We start from the raw sequence: 19714 nt of genomic DNA on the forward strand, positions 1-19714 counted from the left end.
AGCCCCTTAAATCCACAACTTCTTGAAGTCACGCCCGCCATAGATCAGGTTGACCATTGCGCGGGTCACCATGATGGCCGTGAACATCGAGGTAAAGATACCGAGGGACATGGTCACCGCAAAACCTTTGACCGGGCCAGTGCCCATGGCAAAGAGAATCCCGCCGACCAACAGGGTGGTCAGGTTGGAGTCGAGAATTGCGGTAAATGCCCGGCCGAAGCCTTCGTTGATTGCACGCTGTACGGTCATGCCGTTGGCGATCTCTTCACGAATACGCGAGAAGATCAGTACGTTGGCGTCTACCGCCATACCCATGGTGAGTACGATACCGGCGATACCTGGCAGTGTCAGCGTAGCACCCAGCAGCGACATCAGGGCCAGCAGCATCACCATGTTGCCCGCAAGGGCCACGGTGGCGATGATGCCGAAGAAGCGGTAGATGGCGATGATGAACAGGGATACGAACAGCATGCCCCACAAGGCCGCGTCGACACCCTTGGTGATGTTGTCGGCACCCAGGCTCGGGCCAATAGTGCGTTCTTCAGCGAAGTACATCGGCGCCGCCAGACCACCCGCACGCAGCAGCAGGGCCAGCTCCGAGGATTCGCCCTGGCCGTTCAGGCCAGTGATGCGGAATTGAGCACCCAGCGGCGACTGGATGGTCGCCAGGCTGATGATCTTCTTCTCTTCCTTGAAGGTCTGTACCGGCACGTCTTTTTCGACGCCGTTGACCGTTTGCTTGGTGTAGGTAGTAACAGGGCGTTGCTCGATGAAGATCACCGCCATGCTGCGGCCGACGTTGCTGCGCGTGGCGCGGCTCATCAACTCGCCGCCGTGGCCATCCAGGCGGATGTTCACTTCAGGGGTACCGTGCTCGCCGAAACCGGCCTTGGCGTCGGTTACCTGGTCGCCGGTGATGATCAAGCTACGCTCGATCTGCGCCGGTGGGCGGTTGCCTTCGCGGAACTCGAACTCTTCGGAAGTGGCACGCGAAGCACCTGGCTCAGCCGCCAGGCGGAACTCCAGGTTGGCGGTTTTACCCAGGATACGCTTGGCTTCAGCGGTGTCCTGTACGCCCGGCAGTTCAACCACGATGCGGTTGGCACCCTGGCGCTGCACGATCGGCTCGGCTACACCCAGCTCGTTGACGCGGTTACGTACCGTGGTCAAGTTCTGCTTGATGGAGTACTCGCGGATTTCCGCGATTTTCGCCGGGCTCATCGCCAGACGCAGTACCGCCTGGCCATTGAGGTCGGCCGGCACGATGTCGAAATCGTTGAAATTCTTGCGGATCAGCGCACGGGCCTGTTCGCGGGAAGCTTCATCAGAGAAGCCCAGCTGGATGGCACCGTTGAGCTGCGGCAGGCTGCGATAGCGCAGCTTCTCTTTACGCAGCAGGCTCTTCACATCGCCTTCGTAGACTTTCAGGCGCGCGTCGAGGGCTTTGTCCATGTCGACTTCCAGCAGGAAGTGCACACCACCGGACAAGTCCAGACCCAGCTTCATCGGGTGCGCGCCAATGCTGCGCAGCCACTGTGGCGTGGTCTGTGCCAGGTTGAGCGCGACAACGTAGTCGTCACCCAGGGCCTTGCGCACGACATCCTTGGCCGGCAATTGGTCTTCTTGCTTGGTCAGGCGCAACAAGCCGCCCTTCGCACCAGCCGCCAACGTTGCCGCTTTAACCTGGATACCCGCGTCGGTGAGCGCTTTGCTCGCGCGTTCCAGATCAGCCTGATTGACCTGCAGCGAAGTGCTGGCGCCAGTGATCTGGATCGCAGGGTCATCAGGATAAAGATTGGGAGCGGAATAAATAAATCCGATCGCCAGCACCGCCAGGATCAGTACGTATTTCCACAGAGGGTATTTGTTCAGCATCACGCCGCCCGCTTATAACGCGGGGCGCCTTGCGCGCCCCGTCGATTGGTAAAGGTTGTTACTTAGATCGCTTTCAGCGTGCCTTTTGGCAGCGTGGCGGCGATGGCGCCCTTCTGGAACTTCATTTCTACGGTGTCGGAAACTTCCAGAACCACGAAAGCGTCGGAAACCTTGGTGATCTTGCCAGCGATACCGCCGGTGGTTACAACTTCGTCACCTTTCTGCAGGCTGCCCAGCAGGTTTTTCTGCTCTTTGGCGCGCTTGGCCTGTGGACGCCAGATCATCAGGTAGAAGATGACCAGGAAGCCGACCAGGAAAATCCACTCGAAACCACCGCCCATAGGGCCGGCAGCAGCAGGCGCAGCGGCGTCAGCCATGGCGTTAGAGATAAAAAAGCTCATTTAGCACTCCAGTTGCAAATAGTGAATCTTAGGGTCGGAAAACTCAGTCCAAGGGCGGCACAGGAAGCCCGCGCTTGGCATAGAAGGCATCGACGAAGGCGGCCAATGTACCCTGTTGAATAGCCTCGCGCAAACCAGCCATCAGGACTTGGTAGTGACGCAAATTGTGGATGGTATTCAACATGCTACCCAGCATTTCCCCGCATTTGTCCAGATGGTGCAGATAAGCACGGGAGAAGTTCTGGCAGGTGTAGCAATCACAGGTGGGATCCAGCGGCGAATCATCATGGCGATGGAACGCGTTACGGATCTTCAGCACGCCTGTATCGATGAACAGATGCCCATTGCGGGCATTACGGGTTGGCATCACGCAATCGAACATGTCCACACCGCGGCGCACACCCTCTACGAGATCCTCCGGTTTGCCAACGCCCATAAGGTAACGAGGTTTGTCAGCCGGCATCAGGCCCGGCAGATAATCCAGCACCTTGATCATCTCGTGCTTGGGCTCGCCCACCGACAGACCGCCGATGGCCAGGCCGTCGAAGCCGATCTTGTCGAGCCCTTCCAGCGAGCGCTTACGCAGGCTTTCGTGCATGCCGCCCTGGACGATACCGAACAAAGCAGCGGTGTTGTCGCCGTGAGCATTCTTCGAACGCTGGGCCCAGCGCAGCGACAGCTCCATGGAGATCCGCGCAACCTCTTCGTCGGCCGGGTACGGCGTGCACTCGTCAAAAATCATCACGATGTCGGAGCCCAGGTCGCGCTGCACCTGCATCGACTCCTCCGGGCCCATGAACACTTTGGAACCGTCCACCGGCGAGGCGAAGGTCACGCCCTCTTCCTTGATCTTGCGCATGGCGCCCAGGCTGAACACCTGGAAACCACCGGAGTCAGTGAGGATCGGACCTTGCCATTTCATGAAATCATGCAGGTCGCCGTGCTTCTTGATCACTTCCGTGCCTGGGCGCAGCCACAGGTGGAAGGTGTTGCCGAGGATGATCTCGGCGCCGGTGGCGACGATATCGCGCGGCAACATGCCTTTTACAGTGCCGTAGGTGCCCACCGGCATGAAGGCCGGGGTCTCGACGGTGCCACGCGGGAAGGTCAGGCGACCACGACGAGCCTTGCCATCTGTGGCCAACAATTCAAACGACATACGACTCATAGTTGTTCCTCTGGGGCAACTGTCTCAGGTGCAGTCGGCGCCGGATTACGGGTGATAAACATCGCATCACCGTAGCTGAAAAAACGGTACCCATTATCGATGGCGGCTTGATAAGCGGCCATGGTCTCGGGATAACCGGCAAATGCCGACACCAGCATCAACAGGGTGGATTCCGGCAAATGGAAGTTGGTGACCAGGCAATCGACCACATGGAACGGCCGGCCTGGGTAGATGAAGATATCGGTGTCGCCACTGAACGGCTTTAACACGCCATCGCGCGCCGCACTTTCCAGGGAGCGCACGCTGGTGGTGCCCACGGCCACTACGCGACCGCCACGTGCCTTGCACGCCGCCACGGCATCCACGACTTCCTGGCTGACTTCCAGCCATTCGCTGTGCATGTGGTGGTCTTCGATATTATCCACACGCACCGGCTGAAACGTGCCGGCCCCCACGTGCAGGGTCACATAGGCGCTCTCGACGCCCTTGGCGGCGATTGCATCCAGCAACGGCTGGTCAAAGTGCAAGCCGGCAGTTGGCGCGGCTACAGCACCCAGGCGCTGGGAGTACACGGTCTGATAGCGCTCGCGGTCCGAGTCTTCGTCGGGGCGGTCTATATAAGGAGGCAACGGCATATGGCCGACGCGCTCCAGCAGCGGCAACACTTCCTCGGCAAACTTGAGCTCGAACAACGCGTCATGACGCGCGACCATCTCGGCTTCGCCACCGCCGTCGATGAGGATGCTCGACCCAGGTTTCGGCGACTTGCTGGAGCGCACATGGGCCAGCACGCGATGGCTGTCCAGCACCCGCTCCACCAGAATTTCCAGCTTGCCGCCGGAAGCTTTCTGGCCAAACAGCCGCGCCGGAATCACCCGGGTATTGTTGAATACCATCAAGTCGCCTGGGCGCAAATGCTCAAGCAAATCAGTGAATTGACGGTGTGCAAGGGCACCGCTCACCCCGTCCAGGGTCAGCAGTCGACTGGCGCGACGCTCGGCCAAAGGGTGGCGAGCGATCAGCGAATCAGGGAGCTCAAAAGTAAAGTCAGCAACGCGCATGATGGGGTTCGTCTAGCAGGGCCGGGAAGTCTAGCGGAAATAGTTAAAATTGACCATGAAACGTGATTGACCAACGGTAATCTCATCTCTATACTTCGCCGCCATTGAGCCCTGATGGCGGAATTGGTAGACGCGGCGGATTCAAAATCCGTTTTCGAAAGGAGTGGGAGTTCGAGTCTCCCTCGGGGCACCATATAGCAGTATCTGAAAGTCTCTACCAGGCTTTAAGACCCAAAGAAACCGGCCACTTGAGCCGGTTTTTTTGTGTCTGGCTATCTACCTCTGTATCCCCTTATCCGTTGTATCCCTGTATCCCTGCTTGTATCCTGAGAAAAATACCGAACTTTGGGATACAAGGATGAAGCGCGCAGATATAAAGCGCCGCCCTCTCGCAGACACGACGCTTGCAGGGCTGGAGCCGGAGTCAAAGGAATACCGGGAGCTAGACGGAAACGGCCTCTACTTCAGGGTCAAACCTGATGGTGGTAAATCCTGGCAGCTACGCTACAAACGTCCTGCGGGCAATTGGGCTTGGATGGGGCTAGGGGGTTACCCAGAGGTCAGTGGTGCGCTGGCAAGAGAGAAAGCTGCCGATCTACGCAAAGTAGTGAGTAGCGGCGCCGATCCCCTTGAGCTGAAACGATCTGCTAAAGCTGCAATCGATGCGGCCAAGGCTCGAACGTTTCGAACGGCTGCTGAGGCTTGGCTCAAGGTCAAAGAAGAAAAGGGCCTCGCACCCTCTACCCTTCACAAAATCCGCACCTACCTCGACAAGGACATACTCCCGGCATTGGGAGATAAGCCCCTCGACGAAATCACCCGCACCGACTGTGCAGATCTCCAGGCATCCCTCGAAGCTAGAAACGCTCACAACGTGGCAGAAAAGTGCCGCACCTGGATCAACCAAATCTTCGGCCGAGCGATTGGTTTAGGACTCACCGAAAACGATCCGGGCAGCCGCCTTCGCGACATTGCCGCCCAGGCAGCCAAGACTCAGCAGCATCCACACTTGCTGGAGCCTGAACTCGCTGAGTTTCTCCAATCACTCAAAAACACTCCCAGCAGACTGACGGCACGTACCGCCGCATGGCTTTGTATCTGGACGGCGTCCCGCCCAGGCATGGTCCGCTTGGCTGAATGGAAAGAGTTCGACCTTGAGAAGGCCATTTGGACGACGCCTGCTGCCAAGATGAAGATGCGCCGAGATTTTGTATGCCCCCTTCCCCACCAAGCCGTTACGGCACTGAGGGACCTGCACTGTTTAACGGGACGGAGTCGCTGGCTTTTCCCCGGCGTCGGAGCAAAGAACCCAACCATCAGCGAAAACACGATCAACAAAGTCTTCGCTACCATTGGCTACAAAGGGCGTCTAGTAGGACACGGCACTCGACACACCGCGAGCACGTTACTTCGAGAACATGGCTGGCCGAAGGAACACGTTGAAGCGCAGTTGGCTCACAAAGAGGAAGGCATTTCGGGGGTATACAACAAGGCCCAATACTTTGAGCAACGAGTAAAAATGATGCAATGGTACGCCGATCACCTTGATTCCCTAGAGGCCGGAAATGTAGTGCAAGGTCAACTTGGGAAGGCCGTGTGAAGCCGTCAACCCTATATCCCTCCAAAAACGGCGTTACGCGTGTTACGCGTGTTACGACCACCAATAACCCATTGTATTTATTGAATATATTTAGCGTTACACGCACTGCAAAGCTTCTGAGCGCCACGTGTTACATCGAGCAGTCGTGTTACAGAAAAGCCACGCCATCAACCCTGCTGGCAGTGGCGCCTCCACCTGCAAATCGCTGTAACAGCCTATCGGCTTCGGGGCGGCGGGGAGATCTAAATGGACTTTGAACGGGGCATCGAGGCAGAAGAGCTCGAACTCGAAATCGCAGGTTTCGACGTAACGTGCCTGGTGTGGGATCGGGACGATGTCGAGGCAGCCGTTCACAGTCTTGCGCTGTTTCCGCAGTTCAACGAACACTTCAAAAGTGCCTTCGATCTGATCAACACAGCCACATCGTTCTGGCTTGAGGAGGGTTCCTACTCCCCAGGTGCAGAGTCGATCACACGAACCCTTTACTCCTTACGTGATGCCATCTACGACCATGCCGACTCTGCGGAAGCAGGCTCGTTGCCAAGCGTGATTCGAGGACTCCTTCGGGTCAGCCGTTCCGCAGCAGACTCACAGCTCGTGGCTACCTACGCCCTGGTACTTGGAACGCAGGCCGTTGAGACGCTCGCAAATTGGCTATTAGACCTTGAACTCGTGACCTACGACATTGATGCAGACCTGATAGAGCAACTGAGACACGACTCACCCCGCCAGTACCTTGCTCTAATCGAAAAAGAGCGTGACCGTAGTAGCGGAAACGAAATCCGAGCACGAGAAGACTTCGCTACGTTGTTAGGTGAGGCGAATCAAGCGTTGATGATGGCGAGTCTTTATCGCCAGGTGGAGCAGATGGATGTGTTTAAAAAAGGCTTCAATACATCAAGCCTGATGCATAGAGTTCTCAACGACGCATTTTCAACAAAGGCGACGAGACGAGGCCAGGAAGCCGGTAAGGGGAACCGTGATCCCAGCTCAAAAATACAGACCGACACAATGGATAGACGAGCAAAAATCAAGGCTGCTGCCGAGCAAATCATTAATGGTCGGAAAATTGAAATGCGAAGCCTGTCCGATGCTGAACTGACCAATATTCTTTCCGAACGGAAGAGCCACGGCACAAAAAAAACCATTCGAGAGCATTTAACCGCTCTGGGCCTTAGACCTCTGAAATAAAAAAGGGAGCGGACACAGTCCACTCTTCCTCCCCTGCGTAGCGTATGACCCGTTGTCTCAATTAACAAAGGGTTAGCTCGCTATGACTACCGTATTAAAAGCAATTCCCTCGCACGATCCCTCGATGACGCTCATCCGCATGCCCGAGGTCATTTCAATCGTAGGGCTCGCACGCCCGACTATCTACAAGCTGATGCGTCAACCTGAAAGCGGGTTCCCGTTGCCGGTAAAGCTGAGTAACAGCAATGCCCGAAGCGCTCCGGTTGCGTGGGTATTGGGAGAAGTTCAGGCATGGACTCGCGCACGCATCGCTGCCCGCGATCAGGTGGCAGCATGAAAATTCGAACTGCCAATAGGGCCATTTTGCAGCCCTTCTCTGTACTCAGAAAAGTCGGTTTCTCTTCACGCTGGATGCAACGTTTTGAGCGCTACCGTACAGAGCAAAAACGCCTGAACCGGGACGTCATGGTGATGCGATGGAGAGATGGCATCTGGTGCGCATTGTCAGTTCCTTGCCAAGCCCCGCAAGCAATCATCGTCGACGAAGGCCAACAGATAGACGCCTACGAGGATGCACGCGCCTGCCTCGAAGGCGACCTGCTGCCCTTTGTCTCCCTGCGCTGGGACGTCCATGCCTGAAACGAAAACGCCCCCGGCGGCAACCGGAGGCGTTGAGGTAAATCTACATGCCTGAGCAATTTATGCCGCATCGAAAAAATCTGCAAGTGATCTGCACAGTTGCACTTTCAAAAAACGGACGTTACTCTTTGGTCGTCGCTGCAAATTCAGCGACCGGGTTTGGCGACCCGAGATACTTGGCGCACAGGCGCCCCATCCGACAGCAGGCGCTTTTTTTGTGCCTGCCGCTTCGTGTTATGGCAGCTGTGCGTGGGAGACCTTCGGGTCTGCCGGGTTCCAAGTTCCCGGTTCGCCAACCTGCGCACAGCTGCCACCATAAATCGTTTGGCGACGATCCGTGGCAGCTCCATCTTCAAACTTGGAGCGTCACCTATGCCTGCCCTCAATCCGTCCAAAATTCGCGCTGCTGCTCATCGAGCAATGGCTCTCGCCGCTTTACACGCCAACTCCAGCCTCGCTACACGTCTCTCCCGTTACAACGCCCATATGTCCAAAGCGCGAGCCTTGGAAGCCGCAGGGGGCGCCCAATGAGCATGCTCCCAGGCTTTTCACTACCCGAGGATTTGCTCTGCGTCAGCCAGGACGCCGAAGCCGGTATTCCCATTGATGCCATCACCTGCGCCCTCGACCGTGCCGACTCAGTTCTCATGCTGCTGGAAGATCACTTCGACGGCGATAAACCTGTGCTCTCCAACCGCGTGCTGTCTTCCGTTATCTGGGACGTGCGCGGCACCTTGGGTTTGATCAAAACACTCGCCTTGTACGGTGATGCCACCTCTGTGCCAATGGGCCAGAAAGGCGGTGCGCTGTGAACACTGCCAACACTCTCGGGCGTGCCGAATTCTCATGCGTTGCCAGCGGTACTCAAAAGCTGTTTAGGGTCAATGCAGGCGTGCCAATCGAGGACGCACTTGAGGCCATATCGCTGTTTCAGTACTACGCCAATCAACTGACCCTCGACGCAGCCATGAGTAATGAGGGCGAGCGGTTCAGCTGGCCTGCTCTCTACCTAGGCGAAATGGCAAAAGCGCTGATCGATGACGTCAACGATGCGCTGTATGCAACGAGGACAACGCCATGATTCAGCGCACCGGCAACACCTCAAAACGTCCCAGCTTTGCCGACGTAAAAATCGCTGCCCTGAAGAACATCGACCGCGTGCTTGCTCAATGGCTGCCGAACGGCAAACGCGTCGACGGCGGCAAGGAATACACAGCACCAAACCCCACGCGCACGGACAAACGTGCAGGCTCACTCAAGGTCAATTTGAGCAAAGGCACTTGGGCGGATTTCGCCACCGGCGATAAGGGCGGTGACCTGATCGACCTAGTGCGCTACATCGACGGCGGCACGGACGTTGAGGCCTGCAAAAAGCTGGCGGATCTGCTCAATGTTACCGCTGGCTCTGCGACTGCCAAAAGCGCACCGACCAAACCCACAGCGCCCGAGTGGATCGTGATTCAGCCGATCCCGGTCGAGGCTATGAACAAGTGTCCTGCCAAGCACCCGCAACACGGTGTTCCGTCCAAGGTGTGGATCTATCGCGATGCTCAGGGCCACCCAGTCATGACGCTGTATCGCTTCGACCTGAGCCCCGATGAAGATGGCAAGCCACGAAAGGTCTTTGCGCCGTTGACCTGGTGCAAACGCTCCGATGGGCAAACCACACAATGGCGCTGGCAAGGCCTGCCTGAGCCTAGGCCATTGATGCGCCTGGATGAACTGGCACAGCGCGCCGACGCACCCGTGGTGCTATGTGAAGGCGAGAAGGCTGCTGATGCCGCCGCTGAACTGATGCCCGACCATGTAGCCACGTGCTGGCCGAACGGCTCCAACTCTTGGCACAAGGCCGACCTGACGCCACTCAAAGGGCGCACGGTGGTGCTATGGCCGGATAACGATGCCAGCGGCAAGACATGCATGGACGCCATCGAGCTCAAGCTGATTGAGCTGGGCTCCGCTTCAGTGCAACGAATCTCGCTCGACGTGCTAAAGCTCAAGCCCAGCAGCAAAGGCGGAGAGCCCACGCTCTTCAAGGGTGGAAAATGGGCAGACGGCGACGATGCAGCGGATGCGTTAGCCAAAGGCTGGACCGCTGCCCACGTCGCCGAGCTGGTGCGCAGCGGTGAGTTTTTCGGCAGTGCCGCTGAGCCTACTGAACCTCAAGAACAAAAGGCCAAGGCGCCCGCCAAACGCCCCGCGAAATCGAAAAACGACCTATTGCCGGGCGGCTTTCGCCTGACGTCTGAAGGGGTGTTTTATTCCGGCGATGATGGCGAGGCGCGTCCTGTGTGTTCGCCTCTCGAAATCATCGCCCGTACTCGCGACGACAAGGGCCACAACTGGGGTTTATTGGTCGAATTCGACGACCCGGACGGCGCCAAAAAGCGCTGGAACATTCCGGCCCGAACCATGACTGGTGACTTCGGCAAGGACGTACTTGGGCCACTGGTCGACATGGGCCTACGCCTTGCCGGAAGTCGGTCAGGGCGCAACGCCCGTAATGACCTGCAGAGCTATCTCGGCGGCTTCGACAGTGCTCAGCGCGCACGTTTGGTGACGCGCTTGGGCTGGCACGACAACGCTTTCCTTTTGCCCGAACAACAGATTGGCTCGCACGCCGAACACCTGCATTTTTATGAGGCCGGTGCCCAGTTGCCACCGATCAGCGAGACGGGCTCTCTGGAGCAGTGGCAGCAGCAAATCGGTGCGCTGTGCGTTGGTAACCACCGCTTGGCGTTTGTCGTCTCTGTGGCGTTTGCAGGGCCTTTGCTGAACCTGCTGGGGCATGAGTCGGGCGGCTTCCACCTGTACGGCGACAGCTCCGGTGGCAAGACCACTCACCTACAAGTTGCCGCCTCGGTTTATGGCGGACCGCGCCTAGTGCGTTCGTGGCGTTCGACAGACAACGCCCTGGAGTCCATCGCAGCCGCTCACTCGGACGGCCTCCTGGTGCTAGATGAAATTGGCATGTGTGACCCACGCATTATTGGCGAGACGGTGTACATGCTCGGCAATGGCACCGGTAAAGCCCGGGCGAATGATCGAGGACAAGCGGGCCGACAGGTACAGGAGTGGCGCTTACTGTTTCTCTCGACCGGAGAAAAGACATTGGCGCAGCACATGGCGGATGCAAACAAGGAGCTGAAAGCCGGTATGGAGGTGCGCATGCTTGCGGTGCCAGCGGATGCCAGCAAGGGCCTCGGCATGTTCGATGTGCTGAATGGTTTTGAGGATGCTGCTGCCCTCTCCGATGCGCTCAAGGCCCGTGTAGCCAAATACTACGGCACACCCCTCACCGCCTTCCTGCACGCACTGTGTGCGCCCGAAGAAATGCTCAGGTGGTCGGTGATCGTTCGCCGCACGGTGGAACAGTTTATCACCCAAAACCTACCCGCCTCGGCCAGTGGTCAGGCCCAGCGTGCCGCCCTTCGCTTTGGCCTCGCCGCAGCGGCCGGAGAGTTGGCTACCGCCTTTGGAGTCACCGGTTGGCCTGATGGTACGGCCACGACGGCTGCACGGGTTTGCCTGCATGCATGGCTAGCCGAGCGTGGCGGCGCCGGTAACTTCGAGGGTGATGCGATTGTGGCTCGACTGCACCAGGTCATCGAACGCTTTGGAGAAAGCCGCTTCACCCGCTGGGAATCTGCGGCTGCCAAGATCGATGAACACGGCCCACGCACGATTGATCGACTCGGCTTTCGCAAGACGATGGAACACGGCATGGGTGATGCCCTGCACACCACCAACACCTACTACGTACTCCCGGAAGCCTGGAGGGCCGAGATCTTCAAGGGCATGAATATTAGTGCGGTGAACAAGGAGCTGCTTCAACGGGGCGTGCTCGAACCGGGAACCGACGGAAAAGCGTACAGCTTGATTCGGCTACCTGGACTGGGGCCTCAACGCTGCTACGTAGTGAAGACCGTTCCAGGAACGGATGAAGGCGAGGCCAAGGCCGCTTGACGGCATGTCTGCTGATCGAGGTAGCGCCGGCTCATTCCCGGCCTCGCCAGCCGTTCGACGACCATCCCTATCAACCGCAGTACACAGAGACAATACAGATGAACACTATCCAAGAACTGAAAGACCGCCGCGACACACTGACCCTCGAAATGGAGAGCATTCAGCGCGATCTAGCGCCCTTTGAAGCGGCATTGGAAAATCCCGAGGTTATCCAGGAGGGCCGCCAAAGGGCCGTCCAGGATGAAATCAACGATCACAAAAGACGCATCGACTCGCGAAATCTGGAGATCAGCAAGCTGAATCAAAAGATTCATCGCCTTGAGACATTGGCAAACCGTGAGAGCTTGGCTGCGGGCTACATCAGCGCGATGGCGACTTGGAAAGCCGACGAGATGGAGCTCAACGAAAAGCGCAACAGCATTGAGACACGGTTGCAGCAGGTCCGCCAGAGCGATCAGGAAGACATGGCAAAGGCTCGACAAGCTGAAACGGACGCAGCCACCGCTTATGCTCAGGCTGTCGCCTGGGGCGACGTGGAGGGCGAGAAAGCCGCTAACGCGGAAGCTCAAAAGGCTGCAAAAAACCTCACGGCTGCGGCTGAGCATCACCGTCGCCAACAACTGATCATCAACGCGCTGGAGCAAGAGTTAGTGACGATTGATCTGCACATCACTGAGGCACAAAAAGAATGCGCCAAGATCGAGAACAACGCGGCTCACCTGGCGAACACTGTGCTGGAAGAACAATGGAATGAGGCCGCGAAAGCACTGCTGGAGACCGGTGGCAAGTTGTGGGCTGCGCGCAGACTGATTAATCGTGATCCGGTTGCGCTGCTGAATCTGGACATCCCTGAGCAAGGTGAAAACTTCGGAAGCTGGACCTTCCGAGAGCTTGCAGAACGCTCACACCAACACAGCCTGCTTGACCTGTTGGCGGCCTAACCTAAACCCTCCCCGAAACAACCGGCGAGGGCCGGTTGCTTCGGGCCTACCATCGGTCTAACCATGAATCAAACACCAAAGAACAGCGCTCAGATGCCTGATGACCTGAAGGCCCGACAGCTGCATTTGAACGGGATAATCGTCGGCATGGCTGGAGTGAAAAAGCTCAACGGAAGAGCAAACGAAAGCACCAAGGTTGAGACGCTCACGATTGATGCAATCAAGGCAGAGCTTGATTTCATTGACGTCCAACTTAAAAGAAAAGGAGGGTGATGAAGAAGCGGAAGCCTAAAACAGCTTCCGCCTCGCTGTATCCTTCCATTACAAAAAAATACCCCAGATTTTTTGGCTTTCAGTCTGTGGCGGCTGCGAGCTTATGACCGCTTCCGGCCAATTGCGGACGTTCAGTCGGCGTCCGCATGGACGCTAACGCTTGACGTGAGAGACCATCGTATCGCCGAAGCTGGGAAGGGAACCCATATGGGAAGTTTGTGGGCATTCATCTCGACGGAGTTAGGCTGTGCGGCTACCAAGCTTACTCGTTCCACTCAAGTGAACTCTCCTGCTTCAAGTAATGTGCCCCTTTGAACTTCTTTAAATATGGACGGGCTCTGACATTATTCATTAGCCTCCAAAACCATTGCCTTGGAATTTCTGATTGAATATCAGAAGGGTACTCATACCGATACATTCCGCTATCGTAGTCTTCTATTTTGTACGCGCGAACAAAGGTTGGCATAAGATAGCTTTGGAGTGCCCAGCGAATATTATTCAGCAATTCGGAAAGCCAAGTGCCATAGTATATAAAGTAATTTTCTGAAAGATGCTCTCGAAAATCGTCAAGTGCTAGAGGGATTTGTTCTTCTGAAATCGAGTAGCCATGTTCAGTGAGTATCTTGGCTACGCCCCTTGACACCCCTGTAAGACGTGAAAGATTGTGCTTCGATTGATTGCCGGAAATTTTCAAGAACTCAAGTCTTGATATGGATATTTTTGCATTGGTATTGAGGGTTGGTAACCATAGCGTTATTTCCTTCTTATGGTTTAGCCAAGACTCAAGCTCCTCAAGAGCTTCTTTCATCGCAACGACGCTTTCCCCTCTATCGAAGTGTCTGGTACTGCATGCCGCCCGTAGAACTTCCAGGCACGAACCAGAAACCCCTGTTAGATTTTTATCAACACCTTCTTTTACGAAATCCAAAAGGCGAATTAGGAATAAATCACGGTGAATCGGCGAATGAAAGAGTACTTCTGCTTCTCCGGGAAAACTCGATACATCGCGAAAAAGTAGGAGTGCGTGATTTACAATATCTCCAATTGCTTCAAGGCATATGCATAGGCCAATCGTCTCTCGTTCCGCACTGTTATACATCACTGTTGATACCAACTTTCAACAGGTGGCTGCTTCTGCCAGCGTGCAGCCAGCAAGATATTTTTTCGCGATAATTCGTCCGCAATATATTTTCTCCTGGCCAATTTTTTCGGGAGCTGCCTAGCCCTGGCGTGCAGTAAGTATCCATTCATGGTAGCTCAATCCCTAATCGATCTTTGAGCACCTGTTTGCCATAGGCTTTGCCGATCTCGAGCATGACCATCAAGCTCACGCCGCCCGCTTTCTCTGCACCTGCTTTGGTCAGACGCCAAACTTCACGATCTCGAATGGTGTCCAGGAACTCGTGCCCTCTTACGGTCAACCGTTTTGGCCGCCAATCAAAATCACTCATCGAGCAGAGATCCTGCGCCACTATGAATCCTGCCTCGTGCAGCAGCATGACGTGGTAGGAAACTTCATCCTCGCTGTGGCCTTCGATGGTGAGATCGATCCAGGAATCAGGGGTTTTGTCGCTGGCTTCGATGGCCAACATGATCTCGCGGACTAGGTCTTTATCGAGTTTCATCTAAAGCCTCCAATCTTGTGTTATTGAAGACATTATCAGACATAGAGGGAGTCTGCTCAGTGAGCCTGCTGAAGTGCCTTGTGGCAGGTGTGCTAGCGAAGGTAGATGTCCGAATTTGGACGGTTGCTGCCAGTCACGAACGGCAGAAATCGGCCAATAACCGCCCCTCTCGGATGAATACAGTCGGCCAGACGCGGACTATCTCTTGACGGTTTTTAGTCCTCAACATTTCGCTCCGTGCTTCCTTTTACCCACTTGTAACAGAGGGATTTCTGCGACTTTTTGTGACAGCCTTCCGCTATCCGGAGGTGTAGAATCCGACTGAATATCATTCATAGAGCACAGGAGCATGCGTGAACAATAATCAGAACATACTACTAAACGCTGCCCTACTGGAGGCGCTTGCGACGCTTGGAGATAGTGTAACAGCAGAACACGTAGATGCACTTAAAGCTATTTTTTCCGTTGAAACACAAGCTTGTTTTCAAGTTGCGCGAGAAGTCACTGGATTTGAAATGGGCGCTGATCTAAAAGAGCCTTTTTTAAAATTTCATCGTTATGTGACCGATCCTCAGCCTGACTTCATAACTCGGCTTCGCAATAATGAAAACAAAGCTGACTATTGGTATCACCAGCTTGTGAACGGAGTTCTCGGAAATGTCCAGCAATCTTTTTTATGCGTACTGTATCACCAAGGTAGATTGCTGGGTGTAGAGGCAGAGCTAATGAGACGGCTGGCATCTCTCGGCGGGATACCAGCCGCTTCGAAAAATTCAACGCTCGGAATCGGTGGAACGCAGATTCTGGACTTCGAATATCAAGCGTATGTGATGGCTTATCGCCGCTGCCTTGACCAACTTTCCACTGCCATTAGTGCATTCTTCAAAGAACGTATCAGCTCGTTTCGAACACTACCTAAAAAACTCGCTCGCAAACGCCCTTCAGAGGTTGTAAAAGCTATCACAGACATACATAGCAAACATATTTCAACATTCGAATTTGTAATGTCCGAAGGCGGTGCGCCGTCAATAAGAGACCGTATCGCGCATTTTGAATTCGTTCCCGCCGGCACTCTAAACATTAGAGCGGACGGAGCCATTCTTGTTGGCGGAGGTGAAAACTTAAATTTTGACCAAAGCTCAAGTACAGAAACAATGGTGCTTGCCAAAACAATCAGCGATAAGACTGCCGCTCTCCACTCTTGTATAGCAGATATACTCAACGGCTTTATTCAATCAGTAGCAGCATGGGAACATCAAACGAAATAGGAATGAAAACCTAGTGCCCACTGCAGTCGTCTACGACAGGTAGCTCTGGGTCGATTTCTGCCTGTAGCCTCTGTCAGCTTCTGGCCGATTCCTGCCGTTCGTGACGGGCAGCAACCAGCCAAAAGCGGCCATTCGCACTCGACACTACGCACCTTCTAGCTTATCTCTTAGAAACTCAATAAACCTTTGGGTTTTCGCCGGAAGCAGGCGCGTTTCGGTCAGTGCATAGACCGACACTGGTGATGCCTGCCATTGCGACAGGACTTTACAAAGCGTTCCGTCTGCGACGTCCTGCCCCGCGATGCCCTCAGGCAGCAATGCAATACCAAGATCCAACGATGCCAAACGCCTGAGCATGCCTACGCTATTGAGTTCGAACCGTCCTCCTACATCGATATCCACGCTCTCGGAGGCGCGTGACAGCGTCCAACGGTCGGCACCTGCGCTACGCATTCGCAGGCATTCATGATTAACCAGGTCGGCTGGGTGCTCAGGCTCGCCGGAAACCTCGAGGTATCGTGGAGATGCATACAGTCCGCGCCCTAAACTCGCGAGTTTGCGAGCGATCAGGTTCGAGTTTGGCGGCTCGCCCATACGGATTACTACATCCACCGGATCGCTGATCAGATCGACCTGACGCGGGCTCAGGTCAAACTCGAAACTGATACCGGGATAGAACCTGGCGAAGTCTGCAATCAGTGGGGCTAGGTAGACCGTTGCGAAGTCAACCGGTAGCGAAGCTCGCAACAGCCCGCTGGGCCGGGCCAGCATTTCTCCCAGCTGTTCATGCGCCAGACGGGCTTCATCGACGAGTCGTTTACAGCGTTCAAAGTACAACTGGCCCGCTTCGGTCAGCTCAATCTTGCGAGTCGTGCGGTGCAGCAGCCGCAAGCCAATCCCTTTCTCCAGCTCACTGATACGTCGCGACAACGTCGAATTGGGTATCCCCAGCGTTTCCGCCGCACGCGTGAAACTGCGCGCCTTCACCACCTCGACAAACAGAGCCATGTCGTTGAGAAAATCCACAGCATTATCCCATTTATGGATTAGTTATTTCGATTTTACGGCATTTATCCCAACTTCGGCTTGATGAATCATAGCCACATCACTTCTGAGGAGCACCGAAATGAACTCTCTTTTTGCCGAAGTCCAGATAGGACGCTTCACCCTGTCTAACCGTATGGTCATGGCACCGATGACCCGCTCGCGCTCCGATGATGCAGGTGTACCCAGCGATTTGGTTGCCACCTACTACGCACAGCGCGCCACTGCCGGGCTGATCATCAGCGAGGGCGTGTTTCCGGTCGCGCTGGGCAAAGGTTACGTTCGCACCCCTGGTATTGAAACCGCCGAACAAATCGCGGCCTGGAAGAAAATCACTGATGCCGTGCATGCCCGTGGTGGTCGCATCTTCATGCAACTGATGCATTGCGGACGGGTGTCTCACCCTTCTTTGCTACCCGAAGGCGCCCAACCGCAAGCACCTTCTGCAATCAAGGCCGCAGGCCAGACCTACACCGCCACCGGCTTGCAGGATTTCGTGACACCGCACGCCCTGACCGTCTCTGAAATCGCCGAGGTGGTTGAAGGCTATCGTCAGTCTGCTCGCCGGGCCATTGAAGCCGGTTTCGACGGCGTTGAATTGCACGCTGCCTCGGGCTATCTGCCTGAGCAGTTTCTCTCCACCGGCAGCAACCAGCGCAACGACCAGTACGGTGGCTCGGTTGAAAACCGCACTCGCTTCGTACAAGAAGTGCTCGCCGCCATGGTGAGTGAAGTGGGCAGTGACCGTATCGGCATCAAGATTTCCCCGGAGATGAACTTCAACGACATCGTCGATGCAAATCCGCAGGAAACCTACAAGTACCTCGTCAAGCAGCTTCGCGACCTCAAGCTCGCTTACCTGCACGTCGCGCTTTTCGGGGCCAAGTTCGATTACCACGCGGCGCTGCGCCCACTGTTCGATGGCAGCTACCTGATCGGCAGCGGCCAGACCAAAGACAGCGCCGAGTCATTGATCAATGAAGGCAAAGCAGACGCGGTAGTGTTTGGCAGCACCTTCCTGGCCAACCCTGATTTGCCTGAGCGGTTCCGCGCCGACGCAGAGTTGAATATGCCGAATAAAGACACTTTTTACGCTCCAGGTGCAGAAGGCTATGTCGATTATCCAACTATGTCCCAAGGGGCCTGAGGAGCTTCGTCATGCAACCCACCGCACGCTTACAGCGCATGAACCACGGCAGCCAGTTTCGGGCACTCAGTCTGCGTGGTGATCAGAATGCGAAACCCATCGACCCGTTTCTCGGCGTAGACCATGCATGGATCAGCGGACCGACGTTTCCCCCTCATCCTCATGCAGGTTTTTCAGCAGTCTCTTATCTATTTTTGGATTCGGAAACAGGCATCGACAACCGTGACTCGCTGGGCAACCGCAACGTGATTCAACCCGGTGGTTTGCACTGGACGGCGGCGGGTGAAGGCATCGTTCATGAAGAGGTTCCAGCCCAGCCAGGCAAGACCGTTCACATGCTGCAAATCTTCATCAACCTGCCCGAAGACAAGCAAGCTGATGCACCCTTTGTCTTCAGTGTTGAGGCTCAGGATGTCCCTACTGTTTATTTGGCGGGTGTAAAAATCAGAGTCCCCGTGGGCAACTTCGAAGGACTGGCCTCTCCGCTATTACTGCCTACGGACGTAAGGCTTCTGGACATATCCCTTGAAGCCGCAAGCGAAGTGAAAATTCCAGTGCCAGAAGGACACGTGGCATTCGTTATGCCAATTGACGGCGAGGTTTACGTCGACGGTAGGGCCTTCAACCTGATCGACCCGAAGGCACCAGTCAATCTTCCTCAGGGCACGGATCGAGTTATCACCCTGCAAGCGAAGAATGGAGATGCCAAGGCCGTGCTGCTCTCCGGAACTCCGTTAAATCAACCCGTGTATTGGCAAGGGTCCATGGCCCTCGCTTCGATGGACGCACTGGCCGCAGCAGTCAATGGCTACCGGCGCGGTGAGTTCGGAACACTGCAAGCGCGTTAAGCGATTTATATACCCAAAAACCGGGGTAAGTGCCCCATCGTAGTTGCCAGGAGAATCACCATGTCATTCGAAAACTTCAATGCTGATAATGCTGCTCTGCTGCTAATTGACCATCAGGTCGGAACCATGGGCTGGGCTAAATCCATGCCCTTTGAAGAACTGAAGCGCAACGCTCTGATGCTGGCCAAAGCAGCCCGCATCCTGAAGCTCCCGGTGGTACTGACCTCCAGCATGGAAGAGTATGCCCAAGGCCCGCTGTTGAGCGAACTGGAAGAGATTCTTCCAACTGAGTTTGCCGGTCGAATCAAACGTATGGGCATCGTCAACGCCATGGACGATGAGAACTTCGCAGCAGCAGTAAAAGCGACAGGCCGCAAGAAACTGATCATTGCGGGTGTAACCAATGATGTGTGCACCGTCTATCCAGCGCTCTCGCTGGTCCGTGAAGGCTATGAAGTCCAAGTCGTAGCAGATGGTGGCGCTTCGCCCACCGCCATGGCCGATGACATTGCTCTGCGCCGCATGGACAAAGCTGGTGTAACACTGACCACCACTAACCAGTTGATTGCTGAACTGGCTGGCAGTTGGGCAACACCGGAAGGCGGTGAACTGGTTCAAGTGCTTATGGAAGCCTTTGGCGAGTAAGCACGCTTGCAAAGGCCCGGAA

At 55.6% G+C, this 19714-nt stretch carries 20 protein-coding genes and 1 tRNA gene; 14 read left to right on the plus strand and 7 right to left on the minus strand.

The annotated features are described in order from the left end of the window. Nucleotides 1-6: 6 nt before the first annotated feature. The 4 genes from secD to queA all read right to left on the minus strand — a co-directional run bounded on the left by secD (nucleotide 7) and on the right by queA (nucleotide 4505). The gene (gene secD, locus CXQ82_RS25595; RefSeq protein WP_101272855.1) at nucleotides 7-1875 is read right to left on the minus strand and encodes a protein translocase subunit SecD; all 1869 of its coding nucleotides are present in this window, start codon (nucleotides 1873-1875) and stop codon (nucleotides 7-9) included. Between the two features lie 62 nt (nucleotides 1876-1937). Then, on the minus strand, nucleotides 1938-2276 hold the full coding sequence (gene yajC / locus CXQ82_RS25600) for a preprotein translocase subunit YajC (protein ID WP_003175975.1): 339 nt from the start codon (nucleotides 2274-2276) through the stop codon (nucleotides 1938-1940). A gap of 43 nt (nucleotides 2277-2319) precedes the next feature. After that, complete coding sequence (gene tgt, locus CXQ82_RS25605; RefSeq protein ID WP_163034556.1) at nucleotides 2320-3435, minus strand: tRNA guanosine(34) transglycosylase Tgt; 1116 nt, start codon at nucleotides 3433-3435, stop codon at nucleotides 2320-2322. A 5-nt stretch (nucleotides 3436-3440) separates the two neighbouring features. Then, nucleotides 3441-4505 carry a tRNA preQ1(34) S-adenosylmethionine ribosyltransferase-isomerase QueA gene (queA, locus tag CXQ82_RS25610; protein WP_101272857.1) on the minus strand — a complete coding sequence of 355 codons (1065 nt, stop codon included), beginning with the start codon at nucleotides 4503-4505 and terminating at the stop codon, nucleotides 3441-3443. A gap of 108 nt (nucleotides 4506-4613) precedes the next feature. Here queA and CXQ82_RS25615 point away from each other — a divergent pair. From CXQ82_RS25615 to CXQ82_RS25660, 10 genes are all read left to right on the plus strand, one after another. After that, nucleotides 4614-4698: transfer RNA gene (locus CXQ82_RS25615), tRNA-Leu, on the plus strand. 165 nt (nucleotides 4699-4863) lie between these two features. Continuing rightward, nucleotides 4864-6105 (plus strand): tyrosine-type recombinase/integrase, encoded by a 1242-nt coding sequence (locus tag CXQ82_RS25620; RefSeq protein WP_101272858.1) that lies wholly within the window; start codon nucleotides 4864-4866, stop codon nucleotides 6103-6105. Between the two features lie 246 nt (nucleotides 6106-6351). Further along, entirely contained in the window at nucleotides 6352-7296 is a 945-nt protein-coding gene (locus tag CXQ82_RS25625) for a hypothetical protein (protein ID WP_101272859.1), read from the plus strand. 82 nt (nucleotides 7297-7378) lie between these two features. Then, on the plus strand, nucleotides 7379-7633 hold the full coding sequence (locus tag CXQ82_RS25630; protein ID WP_026078127.1) for an AlpA family transcriptional regulator: 255 nt from the start codon (nucleotides 7379-7381) through the stop codon (nucleotides 7631-7633). Next, nucleotides 7630-7935, plus strand: a complete 306-nt coding sequence (locus CXQ82_RS25635) for a hypothetical protein (protein WP_101272860.1) — start codon at nucleotides 7630-7632, stop codon at nucleotides 7933-7935. Before CXQ82_RS25630 ends, CXQ82_RS25635 begins: the two co-directional genes overlap by 4 nt. A 527-nt stretch (nucleotides 7936-8462) precedes the next feature. Next, nucleotides 8463-8747, plus strand: a complete 285-nt coding sequence (locus tag CXQ82_RS25640; protein WP_099491479.1) for a hypothetical protein — start codon at nucleotides 8463-8465, stop codon at nucleotides 8745-8747. Further along, the gene (locus CXQ82_RS25645; protein WP_017846197.1) at nucleotides 8744-9016 is read left to right on the plus strand and encodes a DUF3077 domain-containing protein; all 273 of its coding nucleotides are present in this window, start codon (nucleotides 8744-8746) and stop codon (nucleotides 9014-9016) included. The genes CXQ82_RS25640 and CXQ82_RS25645 overlap by 4 nt, the downstream gene beginning before the upstream one ends. Next, nucleotides 9013-11901, plus strand: a complete 2889-nt coding sequence (locus CXQ82_RS25650; RefSeq protein ID WP_101272861.1) for a DUF927 domain-containing protein — start codon at nucleotides 9013-9015, stop codon at nucleotides 11899-11901. The genes CXQ82_RS25645 and CXQ82_RS25650 overlap by 4 nt, the downstream gene beginning before the upstream one ends. A gap of 98 nt (nucleotides 11902-11999) precedes the next feature. After that, the gene (locus CXQ82_RS25655) at nucleotides 12000-12842 is read left to right on the plus strand and encodes a chromosome segregation protein SMC (protein ID WP_101273869.1); all 843 of its coding nucleotides are present in this window, start codon (nucleotides 12000-12002) and stop codon (nucleotides 12840-12842) included. 93 nt (nucleotides 12843-12935) lie between these two features. Continuing rightward, complete coding sequence (locus tag CXQ82_RS25660) at nucleotides 12936-13115, plus strand: hypothetical protein (RefSeq protein WP_101272862.1); 180 nt, start codon at nucleotides 12936-12938, stop codon at nucleotides 13113-13115. Between the two features lie 262 nt (nucleotides 13116-13377). On the opposite strand, the gene CXQ82_RS25665 is transcribed toward CXQ82_RS25660, so the two are convergent. Beyond that, nucleotides 13378-14214, minus strand: coding sequence for a hypothetical protein (locus CXQ82_RS25665; RefSeq protein WP_101272863.1), 837 nt, complete (start codon nucleotides 14212-14214; stop codon nucleotides 13378-13380). Nucleotides 14215-14362: 148 nt separating this feature from the next. Further along, nucleotides 14363-14740, minus strand: a complete 378-nt coding sequence (locus CXQ82_RS25670) for a DUF2513 domain-containing protein (RefSeq protein WP_101272864.1) — start codon at nucleotides 14738-14740, stop codon at nucleotides 14363-14365. Between the two features lie 353 nt (nucleotides 14741-15093). On the opposite strand from CXQ82_RS25670, the gene CXQ82_RS31345 reads away from it, so the two are divergent. Continuing rightward, nucleotides 15094-16008 carry a hypothetical protein gene (locus CXQ82_RS31345; RefSeq protein ID WP_157832194.1) on the plus strand — a complete coding sequence of 305 codons (915 nt, stop codon included), beginning with the start codon at nucleotides 15094-15096 and terminating at the stop codon, nucleotides 16006-16008. A gap of 144 nt (nucleotides 16009-16152) precedes the next feature. On the opposite strand, the gene CXQ82_RS25675 is transcribed toward CXQ82_RS31345, so the two are convergent. Continuing rightward, nucleotides 16153-17034, minus strand: a complete 882-nt coding sequence (locus tag CXQ82_RS25675; RefSeq protein WP_101272865.1) for a LysR family transcriptional regulator — start codon at nucleotides 17032-17034, stop codon at nucleotides 16153-16155. Nucleotides 17035-17134: 100 nt separating this feature from the next. On the opposite strand from CXQ82_RS25675, the gene CXQ82_RS25680 reads away from it, so the two are divergent. From CXQ82_RS25680 to CXQ82_RS25690, 3 genes are read left to right on the plus strand one after another with little or no spacing between them, the layout of a single operon-like run. Then, nucleotides 17135-18199: an alkene reductase gene (locus CXQ82_RS25680; protein WP_101272866.1), complete on the plus strand. Its 1065-nt coding sequence runs from the start codon at nucleotides 17135-17137 to the stop codon at nucleotides 18197-18199. An 11-nt stretch (nucleotides 18200-18210) separates the two neighbouring features. Next, entirely contained in the window at nucleotides 18211-19047 is an 837-nt protein-coding gene (locus CXQ82_RS25685) for a pirin family protein (protein WP_101272867.1), read from the plus strand. A gap of 60 nt (nucleotides 19048-19107) precedes the next feature. After that, the gene (locus CXQ82_RS25690; RefSeq protein WP_101272868.1) at nucleotides 19108-19692 is read left to right on the plus strand and encodes an isochorismatase family protein; all 585 of its coding nucleotides are present in this window, start codon (nucleotides 19108-19110) and stop codon (nucleotides 19690-19692) included. Nucleotides 19693-19714: the final 22 nt, after the last annotated feature.

The sequence above is a fragment of the Pseudomonas sp. S09G 359 genome, assembly GCF_002843605.1.
GTDB lineage: Bacteria > Pseudomonadota > Gammaproteobacteria > Pseudomonadales > Pseudomonadaceae > Aquipseudomonas.

What these genes read in the sequence shown, in the direction of transcription:
- CXQ82_RS25685 (WP_101272867.1), top strand. Translation starts at nt 18,211, where the DNA reads ATGCAACCCACCGCACGCTTACAGCGCATGAACCACGGCAGCCAGTTT.
- tgt (WP_163034556.1), bottom strand. Translation starts at nt 3,435, where the DNA reads ATGTCGTTTGAATTGTTGGCCACAGATGGCAAGGCTCGTCGTGGTCGC.
- CXQ82_RS25665 (WP_101272863.1), bottom strand. Translation starts at nt 14,214, where the DNA reads ATGTATAACAGTGCGGAACGAGAGACGATTGGCCTATGCATATGCCTT.
- secD (WP_101272855.1), bottom strand. Translation starts at nt 1,875, where the DNA reads ATGCTGAACAAATACCCTCTGTGGAAATACGTACTGATCCTGGCGGTG.
- CXQ82_RS25625 (WP_101272859.1), top strand. Translation starts at nt 6,352, where the DNA reads ATGGACTTTGAACGGGGCATCGAGGCAGAAGAGCTCGAACTCGAAATC.
- CXQ82_RS25655 (WP_101273869.1), top strand. Translation starts at nt 12,000, where the DNA reads ATGAACACTATCCAAGAACTGAAAGACCGCCGCGACACACTGACCCTC.
- CXQ82_RS25640 (WP_099491479.1), top strand. Translation starts at nt 8,463, where the DNA reads ATGAGCATGCTCCCAGGCTTTTCACTACCCGAGGATTTGCTCTGCGTC.
- CXQ82_RS25620 (WP_101272858.1), top strand. Translation starts at nt 4,864, where the DNA reads ATGAAGCGCGCAGATATAAAGCGCCGCCCTCTCGCAGACACGACGCTT.
- CXQ82_RS25635 (WP_101272860.1), top strand. Translation starts at nt 7,630, where the DNA reads ATGAAAATTCGAACTGCCAATAGGGCCATTTTGCAGCCCTTCTCTGTA.
- CXQ82_RS25630 (WP_026078127.1), top strand. Translation starts at nt 7,379, where the DNA reads ATGACTACCGTATTAAAAGCAATTCCCTCGCACGATCCCTCGATGACG.
- CXQ82_RS25650 (WP_101272861.1), top strand. Translation starts at nt 9,013, where the DNA reads ATGATTCAGCGCACCGGCAACACCTCAAAACGTCCCAGCTTTGCCGAC.
- CXQ82_RS25670 (WP_101272864.1), bottom strand. Translation starts at nt 14,740, where the DNA reads ATGAAACTCGATAAAGACCTAGTCCGCGAGATCATGTTGGCCATCGAA.
- CXQ82_RS25690 (WP_101272868.1), top strand. Translation starts at nt 19,108, where the DNA reads ATGTCATTCGAAAACTTCAATGCTGATAATGCTGCTCTGCTGCTAATT.
- CXQ82_RS25660 (WP_101272862.1), top strand. Translation starts at nt 12,936, where the DNA reads ATGCCTGATGACCTGAAGGCCCGACAGCTGCATTTGAACGGGATAATC.
- CXQ82_RS25680 (WP_101272866.1), top strand. Translation starts at nt 17,135, where the DNA reads ATGAACTCTCTTTTTGCCGAAGTCCAGATAGGACGCTTCACCCTGTCT.
- yajC (WP_003175975.1), bottom strand. Translation starts at nt 2,276, where the DNA reads ATGAGCTTTTTTATCTCTAACGCCATGGCTGACGCCGCTGCGCCTGCT.
- queA (WP_101272857.1), bottom strand. Translation starts at nt 4,505, where the DNA reads ATGCGCGTTGCTGACTTTACTTTTGAGCTCCCTGATTCGCTGATCGCT.